This is a genomic window from Methylorubrum populi, from assembly GCA_036946625.1.
GTDB lineage: Bacteria > Pseudomonadota > Alphaproteobacteria > Rhizobiales > Beijerinckiaceae > Methylobacterium > Methylobacterium populi_C.
Genome location: JAQIIU010000001.1, coordinates 181,005 through 202,207, shown reverse-complemented (window position 1 = coordinate 202,207; position 21,203 = coordinate 181,005). Strand labels below are relative to the sequence as shown.

Annotated in this window: 19 protein-coding genes and 2 tRNA genes; 11 read left to right on the top strand and 10 right to left on the bottom strand. The window is 66.8% G+C overall.

The features are described from left to right. Positions 1 to 147: 147 nt before the first annotated feature. Entirely contained in the window at positions 148 to 768 is a 621-nt protein-coding gene (locus PGN25_00970) for a hypothetical protein (GenBank protein MEH3116220.1), read from the bottom strand. A gap of 475 nt (positions 769 to 1,243) precedes the next feature. Between PGN25_00970 and PGN25_00965 the strand changes: the two genes are divergently transcribed. From PGN25_00965 to PGN25_00955, 3 genes are all read left to right on the top strand, one after another. Beyond that, positions 1,244 to 1,582 (top strand): ferredoxin family protein, encoded by a 339-nt coding sequence (locus tag PGN25_00965; protein MEH3116219.1) that lies wholly within the window; start codon positions 1,244 to 1,246, stop codon positions 1,580 to 1,582. Between the two features lie 523 nt (positions 1,583 to 2,105). Beyond that, positions 2,106 to 2,699: a CarD family transcriptional regulator gene (locus PGN25_00960; protein MEH3116218.1), complete on the top strand. Its 594-nt coding sequence runs from the start codon at positions 2,106 to 2,108 to the stop codon at positions 2,697 to 2,699. A 303-nt stretch (positions 2,700 to 3,002) separates the two neighbouring features. After that, complete coding sequence (locus PGN25_00955; GenBank protein MEH3116217.1) at positions 3,003 to 3,875, top strand: RNA polymerase factor sigma-32; 873 nt, start codon at positions 3,003 to 3,005, stop codon at positions 3,873 to 3,875. Between the two features lie 49 nt (positions 3,876 to 3,924). On the opposite strand, the gene PGN25_00950 is transcribed toward PGN25_00955, so the two are convergent. Next, positions 3,925 to 4,869, bottom strand: coding sequence for a LysR family transcriptional regulator (locus tag PGN25_00950; GenBank protein MEH3116216.1), 945 nt, complete (start codon positions 4,867 to 4,869; stop codon positions 3,925 to 3,927). Between the two features lie 529 nt (positions 4,870 to 5,398). Between PGN25_00950 and PGN25_00945 the strand changes: the two genes are divergently transcribed. From PGN25_00945 to PGN25_00930, 4 genes are all read left to right on the top strand, one after another. Continuing rightward, positions 5,399 to 5,475: transfer RNA gene (locus PGN25_00945), tRNA-Pro, on the top strand. Positions 5,476 to 5,522: 47 nt separating this feature from the next. Beyond that, positions 5,523 to 5,599 (top strand) — tRNA-Arg (locus tag PGN25_00940). A 238-nt stretch (positions 5,600 to 5,837) separates the two neighbouring features. After that, entirely contained in the window at positions 5,838 to 6,041 is a 204-nt protein-coding gene (locus PGN25_00935) for a hypothetical protein (GenBank protein MEH3116215.1), read from the top strand. A 123-nt stretch (positions 6,042 to 6,164) separates the two neighbouring features. Further along, entirely contained in the window at positions 6,165 to 6,713 is a 549-nt protein-coding gene (locus PGN25_00930; protein MEH3116214.1) for a transposase, read from the top strand. Between the two features lie 180 nt (positions 6,714 to 6,893). Here PGN25_00930 and PGN25_00925 read toward each other — a convergent pair whose 3' ends face one another. From PGN25_00925 to PGN25_00905, 5 genes are all read right to left on the bottom strand, one after another. Next, on the bottom strand, positions 6,894 to 7,298 hold the full coding sequence (locus PGN25_00925; protein ID MEH3116213.1) for a hypothetical protein: 405 nt from the start codon (positions 7,296 to 7,298) through the stop codon (positions 6,894 to 6,896). Positions 7,299 to 7,378: 80 nt separating this feature from the next. Further along, positions 7,379 to 7,603: a hypothetical protein gene (locus tag PGN25_00920; protein ID MEH3116212.1), complete on the bottom strand. Its 225-nt coding sequence runs from the start codon at positions 7,601 to 7,603 to the stop codon at positions 7,379 to 7,381. A 124-nt stretch (positions 7,604 to 7,727) separates the two neighbouring features. Further along, positions 7,728 to 8,906 (bottom strand): hypothetical protein, encoded by a 1,179-nt coding sequence (locus PGN25_00915; protein MEH3116211.1) that lies wholly within the window; start codon positions 8,904 to 8,906, stop codon positions 7,728 to 7,730. Between the two features lie 15 nt (positions 8,907 to 8,921). Further along, positions 8,922 to 10,241, bottom strand: coding sequence for a glycosyltransferase (locus PGN25_00910; GenBank protein MEH3116210.1), 1,320 nt, complete (start codon positions 10,239 to 10,241; stop codon positions 8,922 to 8,924). Next, entirely contained in the window at positions 10,238 to 12,493 is a 2,256-nt protein-coding gene (locus PGN25_00905; protein MEH3116209.1) for a glycosyltransferase, read from the bottom strand. The genes PGN25_00910 and PGN25_00905 overlap by 4 nt, the downstream gene beginning before the upstream one ends. Positions 12,494 to 13,033: 540 nt before the next feature. Here PGN25_00905 and PGN25_00900 point away from each other — a divergent pair. Genes PGN25_00900 through wecB form a run of 4 tightly spaced genes read left to right on the top strand, consistent with a single transcriptional unit; the run spans position 13,034 to position 16,748 of the window. Beyond that, positions 13,034 to 13,648: a glutathione S-transferase N-terminal domain-containing protein gene (locus PGN25_00900; protein ID MEH3116208.1), complete on the top strand. Its 615-nt coding sequence runs from the start codon at positions 13,034 to 13,036 to the stop codon at positions 13,646 to 13,648. A 30-nt stretch (positions 13,649 to 13,678) separates the two neighbouring features. Then, positions 13,679 to 14,557 carry an SDR family oxidoreductase gene (locus PGN25_00895; GenBank protein ID MEH3116207.1) on the top strand — a complete coding sequence of 293 codons (879 nt, stop codon included), beginning with the start codon at positions 13,679 to 13,681 and terminating at the stop codon, positions 14,555 to 14,557. Beyond that, the gene (locus PGN25_00890; protein MEH3116206.1) at positions 14,557 to 15,591 is read left to right on the top strand and encodes a polysaccharide biosynthesis protein; all 1,035 of its coding nucleotides are present in this window, start codon (positions 14,557 to 14,559) and stop codon (positions 15,589 to 15,591) included. Before PGN25_00895 ends, PGN25_00890 begins: the two co-directional genes overlap by 1 nt. A 20-nt stretch (positions 15,592 to 15,611) precedes the next feature. Continuing rightward, a complete protein-coding gene (gene wecB / locus PGN25_00885; protein MEH3116205.1) occupies positions 15,612 to 16,748 on the top strand; it encodes a UDP-N-acetylglucosamine 2-epimerase (non-hydrolyzing) in 1,137 nt (378 codons plus the stop codon). A 74-nt stretch (positions 16,749 to 16,822) separates the two neighbouring features. Here wecB and trmFO read toward each other — a convergent pair whose 3' ends face one another. The 3 genes from trmFO to PGN25_00870 form a co-directional block, all read right to left on the bottom strand. Further along, positions 16,823 to 18,265, bottom strand: coding sequence for a methylenetetrahydrofolate--tRNA-(uracil(54)-C(5))-methyltransferase (FADH(2)-oxidizing) TrmFO (gene trmFO / locus PGN25_00880; GenBank protein MEH3116204.1), 1,443 nt, complete (start codon positions 18,263 to 18,265; stop codon positions 16,823 to 16,825). 404 nt (positions 18,266 to 18,669) lie between these two features. Continuing rightward, positions 18,670 to 19,644, bottom strand: a complete 975-nt coding sequence (locus tag PGN25_00875) for a S1C family serine protease (GenBank protein MEH3116203.1) — start codon at positions 19,642 to 19,644, stop codon at positions 18,670 to 18,672. A gap of 617 nt (positions 19,645 to 20,261) precedes the next feature. Beyond that, on the bottom strand, positions 20,262 to 21,191 hold the full coding sequence (locus PGN25_00870) for a transporter (protein ID MEH3116202.1): 930 nt from the start codon (positions 21,189 to 21,191) through the stop codon (positions 20,262 to 20,264). Positions 21,192 to 21,203: the final 12 nt, after the last annotated feature.

The following is a 21,203-nucleotide window of genomic DNA, read 5'->3' as shown; positions in this document are numbered from 1 at the left end:
TCCTCCCGCCCTCTGTCGGCAGGGGAGCTACGGCGGCCGGCCTTCGAATCAAGGCCGGCCGCGCCTCAGAGTGCCTCACAAAACTCCCGGTCACCGACCGTGCTCGCTCTGGCGACGACAGCGCGGCGGGAGTTTTGTGAGAGACACTCAATAGCCGTCGTAGATGCTGCCCTGGGAGAACCCGAGGCCCACCGCCACGTCGGCCGAGGAAGCCCCGGCGATGCCGATGGCGTCGGGGATCGAGGGGACGCCGAGGGGTCCATAGCCGGGACCGTCGCCGAAACCGAAGCCGGACGCGAAGCCCGGTGCCGCGACCGGGGCGGCGGCCGGCACCCAGGCGGCCCGGGCGGGCTGCACCAGCACCCGGCGCTGCGTCGTGGCGTAGACCGGCGGCAGGGTGTGCGGGATCGTCTCCGGCGGGCGCACCAGCACGCGCCGGGTCTGCACGGCGTAGCGCGGCGGCGTGGTCACCCAGCAACCGACGAGCTGACCGTAGGCGTCGGTGCGCGTCACCCAGCGCCGCCCGCCGGGGGCGACCAGCACCGGCTCGGACACCGTGTCGTAGACCGGCGGCGTCGTGCGGTAGACGGTGCGCGGCGGCTGCACCAGCACCCGCTCCGAGACGGTGTCGTAGATCGGCGGCGTCGTGACGCGGCGGTAGCATTCGGCGCTGGCGCAGCCGCCGGCCCGGGCCGGAGCGGCCGACAGCAGGGCGAGGGAGGCCAGCGACAGGAGCGGCAGGCTCCGGCGGATCAGGGGGGCGGACATCGGACAACCTCGGAACACGACGCGGGCTTCGGTACGATCTCGGCGGTCTCGCGGCCCGATCCGGGCTCGGCAGACACGCCTTTCGACGTACAGATAGCCGCCAAGGTTGCGCCCCGGACAAGCTCGATTGTCGAAGACAGTAAAATTAACCAACGACTAAGACTACGCAGAACTGAACACACCCATTCCATTTTCTTCGCGGACCCGGAACGGAACTCCGGGCGCCAGCGCCGGCGTTGCCGGAAAGGCTCCCGGCGGCGCGCATGGCAGAGGAGGGGGAAGGGCACGCTTGTCAGCCCACCGGCCAGGGGCTAGAGCGCTTCCAAATCGAGCGGCGGCGCCCGGCTCGCATGAGCAGGCTCGCATGACACCGCCCGCGCGAGAGGGATCGCATCCGCGGCAAAGGCAGCGGGTGGCGGGCCGAGAGGCACGCCCGACCCCGCGAGGACAAGCGGATCTAAGGACCGAACGGCCCATGACCTACGTCGTCACCGACAACTGCATCAAGTGCAAGTACATGGACTGCGTCGAGGTGTGCCCCGTGGATTGCTTCTACGAGGGCGAGAACATGCTCGTCATCCATCCCGACGAATGCATCGATTGCGGCGTCTGCGAGCCCGAATGCCCCGCCGAGGCGATCAAGCCCGACACCGAGGGCAGCCTCGAAAGCTGGCTCAAGCTCAACGCCGACTACGCCAAGACCTGGCCCAACATCACGCAGAAGAAGGACGCCCCCGCCGACGCCAAGCAGTGGGACGGGGTGAGCGGCAAGCTGGAGGCGCATTTCTCGCCCAATCCCGGCTCCGGCGACTGATTTCTTCCGCCGTCCGCCGATCGGGCGGGGGAGGGGGCGCCGGCCGACGCGGCGGCTTCTCACCGCAGGCCAGGCGGCGGAACGAAGAACCCTCCGGATTGGCCGCGCCCTACTCCGAAAGATCCTCGGGCGGATCGGCCGACGCTCTGTCCGCGCCTTGCGAAAGGTTACGATCCTCCCATGCGGAGACGCGCTCGCGCGCCGGCAATCCTTTGATTCGCCGGCCCGTTCGTGTTACATGAGGGTTCGCCGTCGCTCACGCCCGATGCGCCCCTCCTCTCGCCTGCCAAGCGGGTTCCACCTTCCTGGAAAAGAGGTCGGCTGCGATCGACCGCCGGAAGCATTCCGCTCCCGGCGCGTTCCTTCGTGTGGTGGGAGCAACGCGAAAGCCCGGGAACCGGACGGCGCCTCCCCAGCGCGCCGCCGGACAGGGGCATGCGCCGGGTGTCCCGCCCCGGAAAGTGACGAGCGTGCGGGCGTGGATGCGCCCCCCCGCGTGGATGACAGTGGAGGCTCATTCCGCATGACCACAGCCAAGAAGACGACGGCAGGCCGCCAAGGCTTCAAGACCGGCGAGGCGGTCGTGTATCCGGCGCACGGCGTCGGGCGGATCACCGCGATCGAGGAGCAGGAGATCGCGGGCTACAAGCTCGAACTGTTCGTCGTCTCGTTCGAGAAGGACAAGATGGTCCTGCGCGTCCCCACCGCGAAGGCCAACAGCGTCGGCATGCGCAAGCTGGCCGAACCCGAACTCGTCAGGAAGGCGCTCGACGTGCTGACCGGCCGCGCCCGCGTCAAGCGGACGATGTGGTCGCGCCGCGCCCAGGAATACGAGGCCAAGATCAATTCCGGCGACCTGATCTCGGTCACCGAAGTGGTGCGCGATCTCTACCGCTCCGAGGCTCAGCCCGAGCAGTCCTACAGCGAGCGCCAGCTCTACGAGGCCGCCCTCGACCGCGTCGTGCGCGAGATCTCCTCGGTGAACAGGATCACCGAGACCGAGGCGCTCAAGCTGATCGAGCAGAGCCTCGCCAAGTCGCCGCGCCGGGCCAAGGCCGATGCGGAGACCGAGGCGGAAGCCGAGGGCGGCGGCGACGTGCAGGAAGAGGCGGCCTGAGGGCACGCCCCGGCGGCCCGAATCCGGGCCGCGGCAGCGTTACCCACGTGAGGCCAGAACCCACGTGAGGCCAGAGGGTCCGGCGCCGCGCCGGGCCCTTTTTTCATGCGCCTTCCGCACCTCTCTTGAAAATCTTCGCCCCGACGCCACGCGCCTGCAGGGAACAAGCGTCGCACGGATGTGTTGTGCCTCTGCCACGGATGACTCGATCCCATGGTCCGGTCCGGCGCGCTTCGCCGAACCGCATACCCATGCGATCAGGTCCGACAATCTCGAACGCAAGAACTGAAGAGAGAGGCGGGGATGGCAGAGATCGCGGGGATGCGGCGTCAGTTCATTCGGACAGCGATGGAGGCGCCGTTCCTTGCGAGGGAAGAAGAGCGAGGGCTGGCGGTGGCCTGGAAGGAGGCGCGCGACGAGCGCGCCCTGCACCGGCTGATCTCCGCGCACATGCGCCTCGTGATCGCGCTCGCCGGCCGCTTCCGCCATTACGGCCTGCCGATGGCCGACCTCGTGCAGGAGGGCCATGTCGGCCTGATGGAGGCGGCCGCCCGCTTCGAGCCGGAGCGGGACGTGCGCTTCTCCACTTACGCCACTTGGTGGATCCGCGCCTCGATCCAGGACTACATCCTGCGCAACTGGTCGATCGTGCGTGGGGGAACCAGTTCCGCCCAGAAGGCCCTGTTCTTCAACCTGCGCCGCCTGCGCGCCCGGCTGATGCAATCGACCGAGGAGCAGGTCGGCTCCGAGATCCACGGCCGGATCGCCAGCGCGATCGGCGTGTCCCGCGAGGACGTGGCGCTGATGGATGCGCGCCTGTCCGGCCCCGACATGTCGCTGAACGCGCCGGTGGGCGAGGAGAGCGAGGCCTCCTCCGAGCGGATGGATTTCCTGGTCGACGGTGCGGCCCTGCCCGACGAGACGGTCTCGGCCCTGGTCGACGGCGAGCGCCGTCTGGTCTGGCTGCGGCAGGCGCTCACGGTTCTGTCCGAGCGCGAGCTGCGCATCCTGCGGGAGCGGCGGCTGGCGGAGGACCAGGCGACCCTGGAAGCCCTCGGCCACCGCCTCGGCATCTCGAAGGAACGCGTCCGCCAGATCGAGAACCGCGCCCTGGAGAAGCTGCGCCGAGCGCTCGCGGAAAAATTCCCGCAGGCGCCGAGCAGCGTCTACGCGTGAGATGACGAGCCCGCCGGCCGGAGCCGGTGAAGCCCCCATGACAACCAATTCAGGGGGAGAGGGCGGCCCGCTCGGCGACGCGCGCCGAGCGAGCGCTGCCGTAGCGCGACTCGCCGGAGGCGTTGGCGAGCACGGCCGCGAGCCGCTTCGTGGCGAAATCGATGAAGCTGCGGGCCTTGGCGGGCAGGAGCCGCGAGGTCGTGACGAAGTAGACCGGCGTCGAGGGCAGGGTCCAATCCGGCAGCACGCGCTGCAGCCGACCGGTCGAGACGTCGTTGTCGACGTTGATGACGTTGGCCCGGGTCAGCCCCTGCCCCGCCACGGCAAAGCGCCGGGCGAGACTCAGCGAGTTGCAGGAGAGCGGCCCACCTACGGTGATCGCGACGCTCTCGGCACCGCGGGTGAGGCTCCACGTGGCGCAGGTGCCCTGCATCGGCACGATGACCTGATGCTGCTCGAGATCGAGCGGGATCGTCGGCGCGCCGCGCTCGGCGAGATAGTCCGGCGAGCCGAAGATGCCGTTCTCCACCTCCGCCACCTTGCGCACGATCAGCGAGGTCTCGCGCGGTTCCTCGATCGCCACCGCGAGGTCGTAGTTGTCGCCCACCAGATCGACGGGGGCGGGCTTCAGATCGACGTGGACGTGGATGTGCTCGTGGAGGGCCGAGAACTCCGTGATCACGCCCGAGAGATGGCGCAGCACCCAGAAATCCGGCGGCGCGGCGATCTTGAGGAAGCCGCTCGGCCCCTTGGCCACCGCCATCATGTCGTCGAAGGTCCGTTGGGCCTCGTCGACGAGGCGGGAGACCTGGACGAGATAGGCCTCGCCGTAGGAGGTCAGGGCCAGCTTGCGGGTGGTGCGATCGAGAAGCCGCAGGCCTACTGTCGACTCGAACATGGTAATTCGACGCGACAGGGAAGAAATCGGCATGCCCAGAGCGGCGGCGGCCTGGCTAAAGCTCTTACGGCGAGCGACTTCGACGAAAAGAGCCATATCGCGCAGGAGTTGAGGATGCGACATCTTGACCCCGTCCCCCCAATCATTACGTGACTGTGCGCCCGACCGCGGATCGAAAGCCACGCGCAACCTCCCTGCCGTCTATCACATCCGCGCATAACCACAGCGAGCGCCCGGAGTTTCGCCTGGAAAAATTGTTTCGCCGCATGGAATAATGTCGCTGCAATCGACGGTCGCAGCACACAGGCCTCGCTGGGGAGGACGGACACCGAGAGGACAGGCCGGCCCCGGCGAGCCTCGGTCTCCCGCTACGCCGCGATGCAGCGACCATCCAGGGCCGTGCAGAGGGGAAAGACGGGAATTTCGAGATGATCTGCTCAGCCGGGATGCGAAGCCCCGTGCGGAAAGCATCCATGGAAACAGTGACCTGAGCCGTATCTCGCGGCCACGCCCGGGGCAGGTCGCCTCACGCGGGACGAAAGAAACGATGGGAAGTGCGACGACCCGCTTGCGACGGCCAGAAGTGCCGGCTATAAGCCCGCTCGTCGCCCGCCGGGGGCGGCATCGGAGTGTAGCGCAGTCTGGTAGCGCACCACGTTCGGGACGTGGGGGTCGCAGGTTCAAATCCTGCCACTCCGACCAAGCAAGAAGAGAAACGCCTTTCAAGGCGTCGAGGCGGTAAAATAAGGGCGCCCGTAGCTCAGCTGGATAGAGCACCAGACTACGAATCTGGGGGTCAGAGGTTCGAATCCTTTCGGGCGCGCCATTCGTCTCACGATCAGGTCTCCACATCGACAGGCCGCCCGCAACCTCGGCTGAACACACCGGCCTTGAGGCGTGACACGTGTTGTTCCGCACGAGCCCGCCGTGGCCGGATGGCCAAGCCGCGCGCGACTGGAACCGTAATGGTCTTTCGCCGATTGGCGAGGACACTTTGCAAATCGGGCCACAAAGGCCTATCCCAAGCTCGACCGTATCGGCGGTCGATCCTCCGAGGAATTTGGATGACCATAGACAAGCAGCTTGATCGCCATGCCGAGCTGCTCGCCTTTGTCTCTGAGCAGAACTATCCGAAAAATCCCGACCGTACGCCCGATCAATCTGTCACCGACGAAGACGAAGTGGTGAACAAGGATCCAAAGCCGATCCCATCGTCAACCAACGCTTTTGAAGGGTTCGGATCCTTCTCCGGCTCAGAGCCTGTTTGAGCTCCTCCGCCGGCTGTCCCCATCTGTCTCGTGTGTCAACACGCATTCCGCCTGGCGGGGCGGAGTGGAGAGCAGATGTGGACGGACCGACATCGGACGCGTCATGAGGCGCGTCTGAAGGACATGGTGCTGCAAGCAGGCTTGGACGAGGTGGCTCGCTTCTTGGAACGAGCCGATCCGCCCAGCCGTCAGGATGCGACGCCCGTGCGCCGGGCGCTGGCGGGGATCGCCTGGCACCTGCGGACGGGCGGAGGGTGGCGGGCGCTGCCGGCTGGCTTTCCGCCCTGGCGCACGGTCTACGGCTGGTTCCGGCGCTGGATCGAGAAGGGGCTGTTCGAGAGCCTGATGCGCGCTCTGGCGCGCCGACAGCGGCGGCGCTGTGGGCGTCGACCAGAACCACGGCTGGCCATCATCGATGGCGCCTTCACGGCCGAGCGCTGCCGGGAGTGGTGCAACCTCCACGGCATGCGCCACCACGTCGTCGAGAAGGACCCGGATCAGAGGGGCTTCGTCGTGCTGGAGCGACGCTGGGTCGTGGAGCGGACCTTCGGCTGGCTCAGCCACTGGGGCGGCTTGCTGCGCGAGCGCGCCGGTCGCCTCGATGTCGCCACCGGTCGCCTGGCCTGCGTCGCCTGCCTCGTGGCTGCCAACGCACTCAACAATCCCGCATGAAACAGAGTTCTCAAACAGGCTCTGAGAGCGACGCAACGCGTCGCACGGGGGATCTCGATCACCGATCGCACTCCGATCGCTCGCAACGAGGCTGTAGCGAGCGACACTCGTTACGAGCTTCGCCACTGCCGGCTTCTCAACCTATAGTATCAAGCTCCCTAGACCGTGATGGCACGCAACTCAGGATGACACATCCCGATTGAGCCGATCCGCCGCGCCTTGTAGCTCAGGCCCAACCGGGATAGCGTCGAGCACGATCGGAGGAACATCGACGACTCGACTCGCGCTGAATCTGAATTCGAGGAACGTTTCGAGTGTTGCAACGAGACAGCGAATTGTCTTGGGTGCCCCGAAGACGAGATATACGTAGGGCAAGCCTGCAGGGCGCAGGAGACGTGCTTCTGGAGACAGTTCGGGCCCAACCGCAATCGTTTCCAGATCCGCATATTCGGTCGCATGATCGTTTTCCAGCAGCGCCAAAGGGGTGACGACCCGGTGGCGCAGACCGTGGAATACGAGCCAAACGTCACCTGTGCCAGGCGCCCTCAAATGCTGCCCGTCGAGCTCCGTATGTGCCGTCTGCATCACTGTTCTCCTGGACAGGTGCCGCTCCTAAAATCATACGGCGATTGCGAACGACACGAAGTTCTTGCCTCGACTCTTTCCTACGGCAAACTTGTATTCGAATCTTTCGAGGTCGAAGCCTCAAGCAGAGCGCGCAGGTTCTTGACTTCACTGCGCAACTCGGCAATCAGCTTCTCGTGTGCTGCGTGGAGGCGCCAAAGGTCCGCGGCCTCAGCCTGATAGGTCTTGGCCAAATTGGACTGCTCGCCCCAGACCATTTCCAGGGCTCGGATCAACTCCTCCGCTTCCTCACGCGATCGCTGCATCAGATCCTGCTAGGTTGGTGAGGGCGCTTCCAGCCGGAGCAGTCGCAGCTCGGTTCGAGAAAGTGCCTGAGACGGGATTTGAGAATTGCCGTCGGCGACAGCGTGACGGAAAAACCCTCGGCCGTCAGGATAGGAATGCCTCGACGTTTCTTGCCATTGTAGCATGCGTGAAGTCGGCGCGGAATGCCTGTTGCGCGGCCGCAGCGAAACGCGCGTAGACCGATAGGTCTCCAACCATCCATCGGATCATTTCGAAAACAGAACGGCCGTCGAGTGTGTTCACCACAGCGCCGGCGCCGTTCCGATCGAGGTAGCAGGCTGGCGAGGAATCATAAGGGGCGTGACACAGGATAGGACGGCCGGCGGCAGCGTACATAACGAGCTTGGAGGGAAAGCTCATCCTCGCAACTTCCGCCATGTCACGCCGAAAGGGATAGGGGCAATACAGGATATCGGCGTTGCAGCTCAGCGCATCAATCGCGTCCGTTGGGCTGAGCCAGCCGCCATGGACGAGGTTGCGAAAGTGCGAATCCGCGGCGAGCGCAGCACCAAGATAGTATATTCGCACCGTGCGCTCGCCAATACGCCAGTTCTCACGATCCAAAACCGAGATCAATGCTTCCCATGCATCACTTGCGTAGAACTGTCCGATCATCCCAATCGTCACCTCGTCGGCCCGGTGCAGATGGAGTGGCGGCCTCCTCCCGCTGCTCTCGGCAAAGCCTGAGATCAGGGGGACAGATCGGATGCCATAGGTCTTTCTATAGTGTTCGGCCATGTTCCACGAGGCTGTGGCGCAGGCGCGGCTGGCCCGCAGCGTGGCATCGAATTGCACCGTAGCCTCGGCCGCGTTCACCGGATCGACCTTGTGCTCGCGCAGCCACCACGACAGGGGATCCCAAACCTGGGTGCAGAGCGGTACACCGAGCGCCTGCGCGACCGGGAGCGCCATGCGGACAATCGTCTGGCCCTCAAGCATCGCCCAGACTGCCGTCACCTTCTCACGCCGTCCGAATGCCACGGCTCGCGCCACGAGTTCGTCGCGCAACACCGTCGCCTTATGGCGCTCAGCAGCGATGGCACCGTCGAGCCCGTGCTCCCACTCGCCGTGCTCGCTCGGCTTGTCCGCGATCTCCAACGGAAGATGGGCCAGGTCCGTGAAAAGCTCGGGCTTGAGGAGCGGATTGAGCACGATGAAGCCGCTGACGGAGCCCCGCGGCAGCAACCGGCACTGCTCTGCCAGTACGAGCCCACCCGTGTAGTTCCGGCAGGGTGGGATATCGGCGAGAAGGAGCAGTTTCATCACGGCCTACAACGGTCACGAGAGAGCGGCTGAAGGGCGCGCACGGGCCGCCTGCTGTGACTGCGCGATGGCCGGCTCGTAGAAGCCCACGCATCGAGGTGCGAGGCGGCGGCGGTCCAGACGCTCGCGAACGGTCACCGCGTTGATCCGCTGGGCATTGTCGACGAGTTCATCGTCGTGCAGCGCCGTCAGGATCCGTCTCTGGATGAGAGCGACGTCGTTCGGGGTGGTGATGAAGCCGCCCACTCCGTCGTCGAACCACTCGTCGCAACAGGACGTGTTCGTTTGAATCGGAAATGCGCCCATCGCCATCGCCTCCAGCACGGAAGTGCTGATTGCATCAGAGATGCTGGTACCCACGTAGAGGCGCGACGAGCCGAAGTAGCGCAGCATCGCGTCATGCGTCGCGGCGCCCACGATGCGGATGTCGAGAATACCCCGGGCGATCAGGGACTGAGCCCTCTGGAGCGGCTCGTGGCTGATCGAATAGAGCACGATCTCGTACCCCCTCAGGGCGGAAGCAATCCCCTCCAGGGCGTCGAACGTCGTGAGCGCGCGCCCGGCGAAATGCTGATAGCCCTTCACCATGATGCGCCTGCGCTGCGAGGCGGGAATGCCGGACCGTAATCCCTCCAAGTGGTTCAGGTCGAACCCACCCGTATTGGGCAGAACGGTCAGGACAGGCCCTCGGTAACCGAAATCGCGGGCGAGCAGGATGTCGCGATGACATTCGCAGGAGTAGAAATCGACCTGCTCCAGCATCTGCCGGATTTGAACCTTGTGTCCGGCATGGTGACCGAAATGAAAAATGTCGCTGCCCCAATTCGTCGCGATCCAGGTCGGGAAAGGCTCGCCGAACAGGGCGCGGGCCTGCAGCACCAGATAGCCTGCATGCTGGAACTCGAGGGAATGGATGATGTCCGGCTTCAATTCGGCGATGACGGCTGCCAGCGCCGCCGGACCTTGTTTGACCGGCGCGGTCCGCCCCGAAGGTCCAAGGCTGACCTGCCCCGTGCGGAGCCCCTCGATCCCGCCGATGTCCTGCAACCGGAGTGGGAACGGACGGATCCTCAGCCCCGGCGACCGATCGCGTGCGAAGGGCGGAGGCGGAAGATCGATCTGCTCCTCGGGGCGTGGTGCGGCGATCTGTGGTTGATGCAGGGTAACGCCGCACAGGCTGTCGCAGGGTGCGACACCATTGATCGGAAAGAGGTGAAGATCCCACCCTTGGTCGGCGATCATCTCGATCCAGCGGGCCGTATGAGGGCTTGACTGCATGGCGACAAACAGGATGCGAGGGGGGCGATGATCCTCGCCGACCAAAGGGCCTTTCATCGAATGCCCTCTGCTACCACGTTCGCAATCGCTGCCCGGAAAGCGCGCTGCGCCATGTCCAGCCTGAACTCCTGCGCGCTCTTCACCTGCGCTCGGAGCAGCTCCTGGCGCAGGTTCTGATCGTGTCTCAGCCGGCTCAGGGCGGCTTTGAGTGGCTCGGTCTTCGGCTGATCGACCACAACCCCGCAACCGCGTTCGCGGAAGAAGCGGCTCAACCACGCATCCTGCGGCGCATGCACCAAGATTGGCCGCCCCGACGCGAGGTACTCGCCGGTCTTGAGCGGAGCAGACGTACGGATCACATCCGGGATCGCTTCGAAGGCAAGCGGAAGGAAGAGGACGTCAGCCCGCCGCTGCAGCGATACGGCTTCCTCACGGGTCAGGCTGCCGAGCAGGCGGATAGCAGGACTGCCGATGCCCTCACGCCTGATCCGCTCCGCGTCCTGCTCCGATGCTATGTGGATCTCCCACGGCTCGTCGATTTGTTCAAGGACTTCAAGTAAATTGCGGAAGGCATCAGCTTGAGCGTGGTATACCGAGCCGGTATAGGCAATGATCCATGGCTCACCCACAGCTTTCGGCGGCCGCGCTTCCGATTGAATCGAAATGTTGTGCCCAATGGGGTTACGCACGATCAACGGATACCGAATCTCGAGATCTTCGTTCCGTATCCGCACCGTCCGACCAAGCTCCTCGTTTGGTGTCAGGATGGCAGAGGCCTCGGTGATCCACTGCCGCTCCATCAAGCGCGCATGGGGGCTGTCGAACCGGCCGTCCTGCCATTGGAAGACCGGATCGTCGAACAGATAGGCGCAGAATGGAACGCCGAGCCGACGCGCCAACGCAGCTCCGAGGGGTAGGTCCGGGTGATCGCCGCTGCATGCCACGACGGCCGATACGTTCGAATCCCTCAGCCTTTCCGTGAGAACCTCGACACGAGCCTCAAGCGATCTCAACATACCGCCGAAGCGATTCATGAGACCGGCATTCCCATCGATCGAGTTCGCGGCCCAGTCCTTAGGGCCGTGCTGCGCGTAGAACGGCTCGGTTTCAGGCAGAACGATCGGGCCTTCGAAACGGCCTTCGAAAGCCGCCAGCCCGGGCCCTTCGCGAAGCGAGACCAGCGTCGTCCGGCTCGAGCCACCTGCCAGAGCGTCGAGAACGATCGTCTGGCCGGCACGGCCGAACGCGAATGCGCTACAGATCAACACGATATGCGGCTCGCCCCTCGCTTTCAAGCGCGGCGCTCCGAAGGGAATCGTATCGAGAAAGGGGGCCGGAATCTCGCTCACAGCGTCCGACTCGAAGCCGAGATCCCGAATTCCATCGGGCGGCGGCATTGGATACCGGACGACGCTCGGATACCGGCCGCTCAACAGGAAGATCTGCGATGAGCCGAAGGCCTTGACGAGGCAGAACTCGCCGTCCAGGTCGGCGCGCCTGGGTGGGCGGGGCGCGTCCTTGTCGATCCGGACCGGGAGACCAGGCAGCAGGGCATCCGGTTCGGGATCGGACAAGGGCGGATCCGGAGGGATCACCGCCACCTGCACAGCAGCTTGGCCTTCCGTTTTCCGCCCTTGCGCTGCCGATCGGGCCGCAGCGAGTTCCTCGGCTTGTGCGCGAGTTTCCTCGTCCCGCAATCGGATCTGGGCTCGCAAACCCTCCGCCTCGACCTCGCGGGCCTGCGCCTGCGTCTCCAAAGCGAGATGCTGCTCCAGCACGGCCACGTAGGGGCTCTGTTCCGGCCGATGTACAGGAAGGTGGAAGAGGCCGCCCACCGTGCCGGATCCGGCAGCCGCCCTAACGGGCGTCGGAAGGATGCGGGGCACGCCCGCCAGGCGGCCCTCCCCGAGTCCGTACTTGAGGTAGTGAACGAGAGGGTTGAGGTCGGACTGCCTCAGATCAGCGTGGGCGCTGACGTAGAGAGCGCCGTCGAACGCAGCACTTGGCCGCCGCCCCTCGGCAGCTCCGTATTGCAGGTAATGCTCAAGAGGATCGACCTTCGCCTGCGCGACATCCGCGTTCACGGACAGGTAAAAATCAGGATCGAAGAGTCCCGAAGCGGCAATCAGGCTGCGATCGAACGTGCGGGACAGCCATACATGCAGATCCTCACGATCGTGATGAGACCCATCACGCTCAAGGAGATCGATGCCGAGATGTTGCACTGCAATCGATACGACTTCTGCCTGCCAAGCAAGTCGTACTGCCCGGTCGCGGCTTTCGACACCTTGGTTGCCCACCGCATCCATTCCCCAGCATTCCCCGATGCATGATGCGCCCTTGCAGCTCCGAGGGTTTATGCACCCCGCATCCTTGCGCGCCTCCCTAGATCATTCACGAGGGCAGATCCAGCGCCCGCACAGCGAAACAAAGCCTGCGATCGGGTGAATTTCAGCGCAAGTCGCAGATCTGCATCGAATTACTCTAAGTTGAGATGACAATCCTAAAGATATTTCTGCTTTAAATTGATCTTCCATCTCATTCCGCTAAGATTTATACGATCGCAGCCGTTCGGGGCGCGGCAGATTCGTGAAGGTTTCGCCCGTCCGCGCCCTGAAACCACGCGATCCTGCAAGCGATCTTCCACCGGAGAATCCGAAATCGCTGCCGCACCGGAGATTCCCTCGGCGAACACCATCGAGAGCTGAGGAACGCGGCATGGAAATCTCAGAAGATAGCCTCAAGAGATTGATAAATCTTTCTCATTTAGAAATCTTCATCGCCATGCATCGAATCCATGCCGAACCAGGTAGAAATGTGGTCGACGAAGTGAAGCTGGATACGCGACCATGCGTCTTTTCTATGCGCCACGGTCTCCTTTCTCGCGAAAGATCCTGGCGACAATCGCCGAGCTCGGCCTCGAAGCGCGCGTCGGCCTCGTGCGGGTCGACCCTTGGACCGATACGGCCCTGCGTCGCGACAATCCGGCCTGCAAGGTTCCGACGCTCCTGCTCGACGACGGGACGGCCCTGTTCGATTCGCCCGTCATCGCCCGCTATCTCGACGAGCTCGCCGGACACCGGCTGGTGCCGGCCGATGCCGGCCGCTGGGACACGCTCCGGCGCGAGGCGCTCGGGGACGCACTGGCCGAGGCGGTCATCCGCCGCTTCGTCGAGCGGCTCGGCCCCGAAGGCGAGCGGATCGCCCGGGTCGTCGCCCGGCAGGAGGCGGCGATCGCGGCCATCCTCGACCGGCTGGAGGCGGAACCGGACTGGATGCGGGCGCCCGTCGATCTCGGACATCTCGCGATCGCCTGCGCCCTCGACTACCTCGACGGGCGCTCGCCGGAGCTTGGCTGGGACGCGGGACACGGCCTGCTCGCAGCGTGGCTTCGTGACTTCCGCAGCCGCCCTTCGATGACCATCGCCGCCGCGCCGGAATCCGGCGCATTCCGCGCCGCTTGAAGCGGCCCTCCGCCGGCAGAGGATGAACCATTGAAAATCGCAGTCCTGGGCGCTTCCGGCATGCTGGGAAGCGCCGCCTTCCGCGCCCTCTCCGACCGGTTTCCCGGTGACGTCCACGGCTCGGCGCGATCCGCGGCGGCCAAGCGGATCTTTCCGGCGGATCTGGCGCGAAACCTCGTGCTCGGCGTCGATGCCGACAACCCGGACGCGCTCGCCGGCTTCCTGCGCGAGGTGCGGCCCGCCGTGGTCCTGAACTGCGTCGGGATCGTCAAGCAGCTCGCCTCCGCCGAGGATCCCCTCGTCGCGCTTCCCATCAACGCCATCCTGCCGCATCGGCTGGCGCGGCTCGCCGACCTCGTCGGCGCGCGCCTCGTCCATGTCAGCACCGATTGCGTCTTCACCGGCCGCAAGGGCGGTTACCGCGAGAGCGACGCGCCGGACGCGGAGGATCTCTACGGACGCTCGAAGCTGCTGGGCGAGGTCGATTACCCCAACGCCGTGACCCTGCGCACCTCGATCATCGGCCGTGAGGCCGGCAGCCGCAACGGCCTCGTCGAGTGGTTCCTCGCCCAGAGCGGGCGCGTGCGCGGCTACCGGCGGGCGATCTTCTCCGGCCTCACCACGGACGAACTGGTGCGGGTGATCGCCGATCACGTGCTGCCGGCCCCTTCCTTACGCGGCGTCTATCACGTCAGCGTCGACCCGATCAGCAAGTTCGACCTGCTCGGCCTCGTCGGGCAAGTCTACGGCGTCGCGACCGAGATCGAGCCCGACGATGCGGTGGCGATCGACCGCTCCCTCAACTCGGACCGGTTCCGGGCGGCCACCGGCTACGCGCCGCCCGCCTGGCCGGACCTGATCCGCAGCATGCGTCGCTTCGACGAAGAATCCTTCTCACGAGTCCGCTGATGTTCTCCGGCAAGACACTCCTCATCACCGGCGGCACCGGTTCGTTCGGCAACGCCGTCATCCAGCGCTTCCTCGCCACGGATATCGGCCAGATCCGCGTCTTCAGCCGGGACGAGAAGAAGCAGGAGGACATGCGCATCCTGCTGCGCGATCCGCGCATCCGCTTCTTCATCGGCGACGTGCGCGAGTACAACTCGATCGCGCAGGCCGTGAAGGGCGTCGACTACATCTTCCACGCCGCCGCGCTGAAGCAGGTTCCGTCCTGCGAGTTCTACCCCATGGAGGCGGTGCGCACGAACATCCTCGGTGCCGAGAACGCGCTGAACGCGGCGGTCGCCGCCGGCGTCGAACGGATGGTCGTGCTCTCGACCGACAAGGCGGTCTACCCGATCAACGCCATGGGCCTGTCCAAGGCGATGATGGAGAAGCTGACGATCGCCAAGTCGCGCATGCTGGCCAAGGACGACACGATCCTGTGCGCCACGCGCTACGGCAACGTCATGGCCTCGCGCGGCTCGGTGATCCCGCTCTTCGTCAACCAGATCAAGGAAGGGCGCGACATCACCATCACCGACCCGGCGATGACCCGCTTCCTGATGTCGCTGGAGGACTCGGTCGATCTCGTGCTGTTCGCCTACCAGCGCGGGCGCCAGGGCGACATCTTCGTGCAGAAGGCGCCCGCCTGCACGGTGCAGGATCTCGCCGAGGCCCTGCGCACGATCTTCGAGGCGAAGAGCCGGATCCGGATCATCGGCACGCGCCACGGCGAGAAACTGTACGAGTCCCTGGTCTCCCGCGAGGAGATGGCCCGGGCCGAGGACATGGACGGCTTCTACCGCATCCCGGCCGACGACCGCGACCTGAACTACTCGAAGTTCTTCACCTCCGGCGAGACGGCGATCTCGGCCGCCGACGACTACACCTCGCACAACACGCAACGGATGAACCAGCAGCAGATCATCGATCTGCTGCTGAGGCTCGACTACATCCAGCAGGCCTTGAAGCCCGCCCCGCGGGCGCGGGCCGCGTCGTAACATCCGCCCCGGGGAACCCCTTGCGCAAGATCCTCACCCTGGTCGGAACGCGGCCCGAACTCGTCAAGATGTCGCTGGTGATCCGCCGGCTGGATCGGCTGACGAACCACGTGCTCGTCCACACGGGCCAGAACTACGACTACGAGCTGAATCAGGTCTTCTTCGACGACCTCGGCATCCGCCGGCCCGACCACTTCCTCGAAGCGGCCGGGCCGAACGCGGCCGCGACGATCGCCCGGGTGATCGAGCGCGCCGACGCCGTCCTCGAACAGGAGCGGCCCGACGCGGTCATGATCTACGGCGACACCAATTCGGGCCTCGCCGTGATCCCGGCCAAGCGGCGCAAGATCCCGGTCTTCCACATGGAGGCGGGCAACCGCTGCTTCGACCAGCGGGTGCCGGAGGAGATCAACCGCAAGGTGATCGACCACCTCAGCGACGTGAACCTCGTGCTGACCGAGCACGCCCGCCGCTACCTGCTGGCGGAGGGACTGCCGGGGCAGCGCATCTTCAAGGTCGGCTCGCACATGGAGGAGGTGCTGGCCGCGTTCCGCCCGAAGATCGAGGCCTCCGACGTGCTGGCCCGGCTCGGGCTCGAACCGGACCGGTTCTTCATCGTCTCCGCCCACCGGGAGGAGAACGTCGATTCGCCGGCCCGGCTGCGGGTCTTCCTGGAAGAGCTGGGCCGCCTGCACGCCGCCTTCGGCCTGCCCATCGTCGTCTCGACCCATCCGCGCACCCGCGCCCGGCTGGAGGCGGTGGGCGACATCGCCCTGCCTTCGAGCGTGCGCTTCCTGCCGCCCTTCGGCTTCATCGACTACGTGAAGCTTCAGACGAGCGCCCATTGCGTCCTGTCCGACAGCGGCACCATCGCCGAGGAGGCGGCCCTCCTCGACCTGCCGGCGGTCACGTTCCGCGATGCGCACGAGCGGCCCGAGGGCATGGATGCCGGCACGCTGATCGTGGCGCCGCTGGGCAAGGCCTCGCTCGTCGAGGCGGTGCGCGCCGTGCGCGACGGCATCGGAGAGGGCCGCCGCTTCGCCGGCGCCGTACCGGATTATCAGGGCGGCGCGGTCTCGACCAAGGTGGTGCGGATCGTCCTGTCCTATATCGATCAGGTCAACCACACGGTGTGGTCGAAGCCCTCGGCTTTCTGAGTCTCGGGTTTCCAAGGGGCCGTGCGGCCCTTTGGCGGGGTTCGGGGCGGAGCCCTGAAACCGGCGAAGCCGCTCTATTCCGCCGCTGCGTTCGAAAGACCCTCACCCGCGATCCAGGCGGCGAGGTCGGCCCGGGCCCGGTCGGTCAGCGCCCGCTTCTTCAGGGCCGCCTTCTCGGGGCCGCGCAGGCGCCGGCCGGTCTCGTTGCGCGGCATCCGCTCCAGCGGCGGGAACAGCCCGAAATTCACGTTCATCGGCTGGAACGAACGGGGCACGCTGGCGCGCGCATCCTCGCTCGCCTCGACATGGCCACCGGTGATGTGGCCACCGGTGATGTGACCGATCAGCGCCCCGAGCGCCGTGGTTGGGGGCAGGGGTTCGAGTGCGCGTCCCCCGGCCTCGGCCAGCGCGTAGCGCCCGGCCATCAGCCCGACCGCGGCGCTCTCGACATAGCCCTCGCAGCCGGTGATCTGGCCGGCGAAGCGCAGGGACGGCCGCGCCCTCAGGCGCAGGGTGGCGTCGAGCAGGCGCGGGCTGTCGAGATAGGTGTTGCGGTGCAGGCCGCCGAGCCGGGCGAACGCGGCGTTCTCCAGTCCGGGGATCGTGCGGAAGATGCGCACCTGCTCGGCGTGGCGCAGCTTGGTCTGGAAGCCCACCATGTTGAACAGGGTGCCGAGCGCGTTGTCCTGGCGCAACTGCACGATGGCGTAGGCCTTGACGGTCGGGTCGTGCGGGTTGGTGAGCCCGACCGGCTTCATCGGCCCGTGGCGCAGGGTCTCGGGTCCGCGCTCGGCCATCACCTCGATCGGCAGGCAGCCGTCGAAATAGGGGGTCGAGGCCTCCCACTCCTTGAACACCGTCTTCTCGCCCGCGATCAGGGCCGCGACGAAGGCCTCGTACTGCTCCCGGTCCATCGGGCAGTTGAGGTAGTCCGCCCCCGTGCCGCCGGGGCCCGCCTTGTCGTAGCGGGACTGGAACCACGCACGCCCCATGTCGATCGAGTCGCGGTGGACGATCGGGGCGATGGCGTCGAAGAAGGCGAGCGAATCCCGGCCCGTCAGCGCGCCGACGGCCTCGGCGAGCGCCGGGGAGGTGAGGGGGCCGGTGGCGAGGATGGTCGAGCCCCATGCCTCGGGCGGCAGGCCGGCGACCTCCTCGCGCACGATCGTGACGTCGGGGTGCGCTGCGAGCGCCGCGGTGACGGCCTGCGAAAAACCCTCGCGGTCGACGGCGAGCGCGCCGCCCGCGGGCACCTGATTCGCGTCGGCCGCGCGCATGATCAGCGAGCCGAGGCTGCGCATCTCCTGATGCAGCAGGCCGACGGCGTTGCCGTCGGCATCGTCCGAGCGGAACGAGTTCGAGCAGACGAGTTCCGCCAGCCCGTCGGTCCGGTGGGCGTCGGTGCCGCGCCGGGGGCGCATCTCGTGCAGCACGACCGGGCGGCCGCCCTGCGCGATCTGCCAGGCGGCCTCGGAGCCGGCGAGGCCGCCGCCGACGATGTGGATCGGGTTCGTCATCGCGACGGGATAGAACCGCCCCGGCCTACGATCAATGCGGGCGATCAGGGTAATCGCTCGAAGCCGCATGAGCGGCTTCGCGGCGCGAAGAGCACCGCGCGGAGCGGGCTTCTCAGGACCATGGTCCTGAGAAGCATCGAGCGGAGCGAAAACCTGAGCCCGCGGAGGCGGGCGCTGGCGACTGAGGCCGGCAAAAGCCAGGGCAATCGCTTTCAAGCGATTGCCCTGGGCGGGCGATTCGACGCCGGCCCTTCCGGCGGAGAACCCCTTTCAGGATACGAGGCGTCGCCCATGGACAAGGAACAGGCCGGCCGAGTCCTCATCGCCGGCCTGGCCGTGCAACGCGCCCTGCGCGAGCGCGGCATCCCGCCGCTGACGCCGGAGCGGCGCGGTGCGGCCGGCGGTCAATGCAGCTTCGGCCCCATCAGGAAGCGGTCGCGGTCGACCGAGGTCAGGGCGAGCCGGGTCAGGCGTCCGTCCCGGTTGACCGTGAGCGGCACGCGCACGCCCGCCTCGCCCAGCGCCCAGACCTGGCGGAAGAAACCGGCGAGGTCGGCTACCGGCTCGCCCGCCACCTCGGTCAGCACGTCGCCCGCGCGCAGGTCGGCGGCCTCCGCCGGGCCCCGGTCGGCGAGCCCCATCACCACGACGCCGTCCTCGGCCTCGGTGGCGTAGAGGCCGAGCCAGGGGCGGGGCGGGCGGTCGGCCCGGCCGCGGCTTTCCAGATCGGGCAGGATCGGCGGCAGGAGATCGATCGGCACGACCATGTTGATCGCCCGGCCCGCCCCCGAGCCGCCCTGCTGGAGCTGCAGCGAGCCGATGCCGACGAGCGCGCCGTCGGACCCGATCAGGGCGGTGCCGCCCCAGTGCGGATGCGAGGGCGCGGTGAACAGGGCCTCGTCGAGGACGTATTCCCAGTAGCCGGCGAATTCCTGGCGGGCGACGAGTTCGACCGAGAGGCTGTGCGAGCGCCCGCCCGCCCCGGCGATCACCGCCCGCTCGCCGACCTTCAGCGCGGCCGAGCGCCCGAGCCTCAGAGCCGGCAGGTCGAGGCGGCCGAGCGCCTGGACCAGGCCGAAGCCGGTCTCCCCGTCGTAGCCGACGACGTGGGCCGGCACGAAGCGTCCGTCATGGGTGGTGAGCCAGACGCTCTCGGCCTCCAGCACGAGGTAGCCGATGGTGAGCACCAGCCCGTCCTCGCGGATCACCACGCCGTTGCCCGCCCGCTCGGTGCCGAGCGTCTCGGCGGTGAAGGCCTCGGCCGGCACCCGGGTGGAGAGGGAGACGACCGAGGTCAGCGCCCGTTCCAGATCGTAGGCGTAGTCGCCGGCCTTCGGTTGCAGGGCGGCCGGGATCCTGAATTCGCCGTGCGCGGACATCGTTTCGAAATATTCCCTGCGCCCCGCCTGCCATCACCGCGCGTGGACCGGCCTTTCGAGAAGGCTTGCGGCTGGGGAGGCCCGGATTTCACCGACGGTGCCTCCCTCAGATAGGCGGCGCGGTTTCCCCCGACACCCGTCCCACCCCCATGGAGCGGGGACGAGGCCCGCGGCCTCGGACCGCAATCGCGTGCGGTGCCCGTGCATCGCCTCCGGCGGCGGGCCGCGCGCCGCTGGTTCAGTCGGCGGGCCGCGGACGGGCCCGACCGGGGCTCCTGGATTCACATGATACCAGGCTGCCTCGACGCCGACCGATGGTCGGCTTCCCTGCATCCGGTGGACGCCCACCGCCACGCCTTCGCGCGGGCAACCGGCGATGCGTCGGGATCAGCGCCGGTTGGTATGAGGGGGTCGAAACCCTGCGTGGGCGAGCCGAGGCGCCTCTCCTCCCCCCTTGTGGGGAGGGGACATGCGGAGGGCTTCCGTCGTACGGTTGCGTATCGTCGGTCCGAGTTCCGTGAACGCGACGGACGAAGCCGCCCGGCCTCGCGGCCGGACGGCTTCGTAACCCTGGTGGCCGGGGGTGCCGGCGGCGCCCCCCGTTCCGATCGGCCCGATCAGTACTTGCGGACCAGCGGGGTCGGCGCCGGCGCCGGGGCGGCCGGGGTGTAGAGCGGGGCGATGATGCGGAACCAGCCGTCGGTGCTCTCCGACAGACCGGCCGAGGTCACGACGTCGCGGGCGACGTAGGCCTGGACGGTGAACGGTCCGAAGTCGTAGCCGATGAGGCCGCCGAGGGCGAACCGGCCACCGCGGCCGATGCGGCTGGTCGGGTCGTTCACGAAGGCGAGCAGGTTCGGGTCGAGGTTGACCGTACCGTAGCCGATCGCACCGATCTCGAACTTGCCGAACTTCTTGGTCGCGGTCAGGTCGAGGTTGAACGCGTCCGAGATCTGCACCGGACCGAAGAAGCCGGGGATGCCGTTGCGGCCGTCGAAGCGGCTGGGCGAGTCGTAGAAGTTGTAGGTCAGGTTGGCGGTCAGGTTCCAGCCGTCGCCGGTGTAGCTGACGGCGCCGCCGACACGGTAGGTGTTGGAGGCCAGGAGGTTCAGGCCGGCGCCGCGGCCGGCGTTGAGCTCGTTGAGGTACGAACCGCCGAGCAGGCTGACGCCGATGTTGCCGCCGAGGTCGAACGCCCAGATCGCGCCGACGAAGGTGCCGACGTTGATCGAGGTGTCACGGCCGCCCGCGACACGGCTGAAGGTGAACACGGTCGGCGGAGCGACGAGCAGCTCGAGGCGGCCGCCCATCGGCACGAACGGGGTCGCCCACACGAGCACCGGGATGTTGACGGCGGTGTCGATCGCCGCATTGTCCTGGCTGCGGTAGGTGAAGGTGTTGATGGCATACACGCCCTCGGGAAGCGGGGCGCCGGTGGCGAGACCGACCTGCTCACCGGGAATCGTGGTCGTCTGGGCCTGGGCGACGGTCGTCGTCATTCCGGCCGTGAGCGCGATCGCGCCCGCGGCGAGCCAGTTCTTCATCATTTTCTCGTTCCT

Coding starts and splice junctions, on each gene's coding strand:
- PGN25_00970 (MEH3116220.1), bottom strand. CDS start 768: ATGTCCGCCCCCCTGATCCGCCGGAGCCTGCCGCTCCTGTCGCTGGCC.
- PGN25_00965 (MEH3116219.1), top strand. CDS start 1,244: ATGACCTACGTCGTCACCGACAACTGCATCAAGTGCAAGTACATGGAC.
- PGN25_00960 (MEH3116218.1), top strand. CDS start 2,106: ATGACCACAGCCAAGAAGACGACGGCAGGCCGCCAAGGCTTCAAGACC.
- PGN25_00955 (MEH3116217.1), top strand. CDS start 3,003: ATGGCAGAGATCGCGGGGATGCGGCGTCAGTTCATTCGGACAGCGATG.
- PGN25_00950 (MEH3116216.1), bottom strand. CDS start 4,869: ATGGCTCTTTTCGTCGAAGTCGCTCGCCGTAAGAGCTTTAGCCAGGCC.
- PGN25_00935 (MEH3116215.1), top strand. CDS start 5,838: ATGACCATAGACAAGCAGCTTGATCGCCATGCCGAGCTGCTCGCCTTT.
- PGN25_00930 (MEH3116214.1), top strand. CDS start 6,165: ATGGTGCTGCAAGCAGGCTTGGACGAGGTGGCTCGCTTCTTGGAACGA.
- PGN25_00925 (MEH3116213.1), bottom strand. CDS start 7,298: ATGCAGACGGCACATACGGAGCTCGACGGGCAGCATTTGAGGGCGCCT.
- PGN25_00920 (MEH3116212.1), bottom strand. CDS start 7,603: ATGCAGCGATCGCGTGAGGAAGCGGAGGAGTTGATCCGAGCCCTGGAA.
- PGN25_00915 (MEH3116211.1), bottom strand. CDS start 8,906: ATGAAACTGCTCCTTCTCGCCGATATCCCACCCTGCCGGAACTACACG.
- PGN25_00910 (MEH3116210.1), bottom strand. CDS start 10,241: ATGAAAGGCCCTTTGGTCGGCGAGGATCATCGCCCCCCTCGCATCCTG.
- PGN25_00905 (MEH3116209.1), bottom strand. CDS start 12,493: ATGGATGCGGTGGGCAACCAAGGTGTCGAAAGCCGCGACCGGGCAGTA.
- PGN25_00900 (MEH3116208.1), top strand. CDS start 13,034: ATGCGTCTTTTCTATGCGCCACGGTCTCCTTTCTCGCGAAAGATCCTG.
- PGN25_00890 (MEH3116206.1), top strand. CDS start 14,557: ATGTTCTCCGGCAAGACACTCCTCATCACCGGCGGCACCGGTTCGTTC.
- trmFO (MEH3116204.1), bottom strand. CDS start 18,265: ATGACGAACCCGATCCACATCGTCGGCGGCGGCCTCGCCGGCTCCGAG.
- PGN25_00875 (MEH3116203.1), bottom strand. CDS start 19,644: ATGTCCGCGCACGGCGAATTCAGGATCCCGGCCGCCCTGCAACCGAAG.
- PGN25_00870 (MEH3116202.1), bottom strand. CDS start 21,191: ATGATGAAGAACTGGCTCGCCGCGGGCGCGATCGCGCTCACGGCCGGA.